Below are 2554 nucleotides of genomic sequence, written 5' to 3' on the forward strand. Positions count from 1 at the left end.
GGGTAATTCAGGAATTACCCCAAAAACCATAGCACTTCAAATTACCAGAAAAGCCTAAGCCCTGTTTAAAACTTTTCGGAAATTGCCTTGACAACTATACATAAGACGTATAAATTACAAGAAGTTGTTTAATTTATCTTCTCTCTTTAGATAGAGATAGAAATGGGCGGTCGTTAAAAGTTTGGTTAAAATCTAAACAGGTTTCTTGCCGCCTCGCTTGCTAAGCTCCCCATTTCTGCCCAATTGAATTGGTGAAAAATCGTAATTTTCGCTGATTTGTGTAAGCAGGTATATCGATCGAAGTTGCGATTCGAGATGCCCGATCGCTACCCTATGGAAAAGCCAAGTTACGCTTCCGGCAAGGGTTCCCCGGCATCCCGTCTGCCAGTAATACTGGGTATCGAATCTACAAAAAAACAAGAAAGAAGTATCAAAAATATGAAAATTCTGTTACTAAGTGTCCACCCACCGCACGGAGGCGGGTCAGCTCACTCCAGTCAGGAACTTGCCTGCGGATTACGCAACATCGGGCATGAAGTTTTGCAGATCGCCCCCTACAAAGTGCCAAATAATTTGGCGCAATATCCTGGATTAATCTGGATTCAGGCTGACTTTCCTAACGACTTGAGTATTACGAGTCAAGCATTATCAGATATCGATCGCGAAGTTCAAATAGCCTATCAAATTCATGGCCCTTTCGATTTTGTCATTCTCGGTCGCGAATCGTTTTTGTGGCATCTTCCCGCTATCCGTCGCGTTCATCACGACAAACCTGTCATATTGATTTGTCGGGGAGCTTATATCAACCGCCTCGCTTCTAGCGATCCCATCGATCCTCAACTCAGACGGCAACTGCTCAACCTTTACCAAGGCTGCGATAAAATTGTTTGTATAGCTCGCCATCTTGCCGAATCGATCGAACGTGTAGTTGGTGTCACCAATACCGTTTTCTTGCCCAACCCAATTAATCTTCCTCCCTTCAATCCCAGCACCAATCTTCCTCCTTTTCACCCCACTTCCAACTATCAGCAAATTGCAAAAGAACCGATTCGTTTGCTGATGGCGGCTCAACTCAAAGCCAGGAAAAGGCCGTTGGATGCAGTGGAAATTGTGCGAAATCTCTCACTTGCCGGAGTCAATGTCCATCTTACGGTGTGCGGAGATGGCCCCGATCGTGCGGAGATGTTGCATCGCATCAAAAGTTACGGTTTAGAAGAACGAATTGTGCTAAAAGGTAGCGTATCTCGGCAACAGGTACTCGATTGTATGAATAATGCAGAAACCGTTCTGCTTTGCTCCGATAATGAGGGACGACCTCGCGTCCTGCAAGAAGCGATCGCCGCAGGCAAAGGTATAGTAGCCTACGATAACCCAGGTTCGCGAGAGGTAGTCAATGAATGGTTAGAGAGTTGGCCTTTGGGTCGTCTTGTTCCTATTGGAGATATTTTTGCGGCTGGGGAGGCAATTTTAGATTTAGCCCGCTATTTTCGTTCCCAGCCAGAACCGTTACCTCCGCCACAATTGCCCAATCCAATTGAGGTACTTTACGACTACGAATCTATGCTTAAAAACCTGAAATTACCAGCACTAGAAGCTGTATTTTGATAAGCAGTTAGCAGATAGCTAACTGCTTATCACTAACTGGTTTCAAGCTTGCTTTTAAGTCTTCTGGAGGTTTAACTTCTCCGGTACAGGATTGGTGTGGGCTGCCTTACCATTTTTGCCGGTATGCCCATTGCCATTACGCGGCTGAATTACACCATAACCGCCGTGATTGCGTTCGTAAATCACGTTAATTTCGCCGGTTTCCGCATTGCGGAACATATAAAAATCGTGATCCACTAGCTGTAACTGTTCTAAGGCTTCTTCAATAGTCATGGGCGGCATGGCAAAATATTTGGTACGCACGACTTCAGTGGGAAGTTCCACAGTGCGATCGCCGATCAAATCCACTGCCACTGGCGCTTGTTCTACTACCTCGCTAGTTTTGCGCTGGGCTTGAGTCTTCTTATCTAGCCGTTTTTCTTTGTACTTACGCAGTTTGCGGGCTATTTTATCAGCAACTAAGTCTATACTGGCATATAAACTTTCACTTCCTTCTTCTGCACGAATCACCGCACCATTTGCATAGATAGTCACTTCAGCAGTCTGCTTAGAATTTACCCTGGGATTGCGAGCTACTGATAGATGCACATCAATCTCATTGGTTACATTTAGAAAGTGACTTGCTGCTTTTTCAATTTTTTGGTGTACGTACTCACGAATTGCATCGGTGATTTCAATATTTTTGCCATGAATCACAAGCTTCATATTCAATTCTCCCGCTGAATACTCTATCTACTAGCAGGCATATTTTTAGCCTGCGTCTACCTTTGGTCTGAAAGGAAAGCTAAGCCGACATCGCTGCTTTCCAGGAACGTAATTTATGTGTCTGGGGGTGTTGCAACGCCGAGATATTGCATATTTTATCATATCGTAAGGATGCCGAAACTTTTCGGAGTTTATCTCTTGTCAAACTGCTTGCATAATGCAAAATGGCCCCACTTTATCGCAC

The 2554-nt window shown here is 44.6% G+C and carries 2 protein-coding genes; one reads left to right on the top strand and one right to left on the bottom strand.

Going from position 1 to position 2554, the window contains the following annotated elements:
• Positions 1-315: 315 nt before the first annotated feature.
• Complete coding sequence (locus tag H6S82_RS28545) at positions 316-1605, top strand: glycosyltransferase family 4 protein (RefSeq protein WP_190464795.1); 1290 nt, start codon at positions 316-318, stop codon at positions 1603-1605.
• A 54-nt stretch (positions 1606-1659) separates the two neighbouring features.
• Here the strand turns inward: H6S82_RS28545 and raiA are convergent, their stop codons facing one another.
• A complete protein-coding gene (gene raiA, locus H6S82_RS28550) occupies positions 1660-2310 on the bottom strand; it encodes a ribosome-associated translation inhibitor RaiA (RefSeq protein ID WP_190464794.1) in 651 nt (216 codons plus the stop codon).
• Positions 2311-2554 lie beyond the last annotated feature (244 nt).

Origin of the sequence: Planktothrix sp. FACHB-1355 (assembly GCF_014748295.1) — a bacterium.
Taxonomy (GTDB): Bacteria; Cyanobacteriota; Cyanobacteriia; order Cyanobacteriales; family Aerosakkonemataceae; genus Aerosakkonema; species Aerosakkonema funiforme_A.

Coding starts and splice junctions, on each gene's coding strand:
- H6S82_RS28545 (WP_190464795.1), top strand. CDS start 316: ATGCCCGATCGCTACCCTATGGAAAAGCCAAGTTACGCTTCCGGCAAG.
- raiA (WP_190464794.1), bottom strand. CDS start 2,310: ATGAAGCTTGTGATTCATGGCAAAAATATTGAAATCACCGATGCAATT.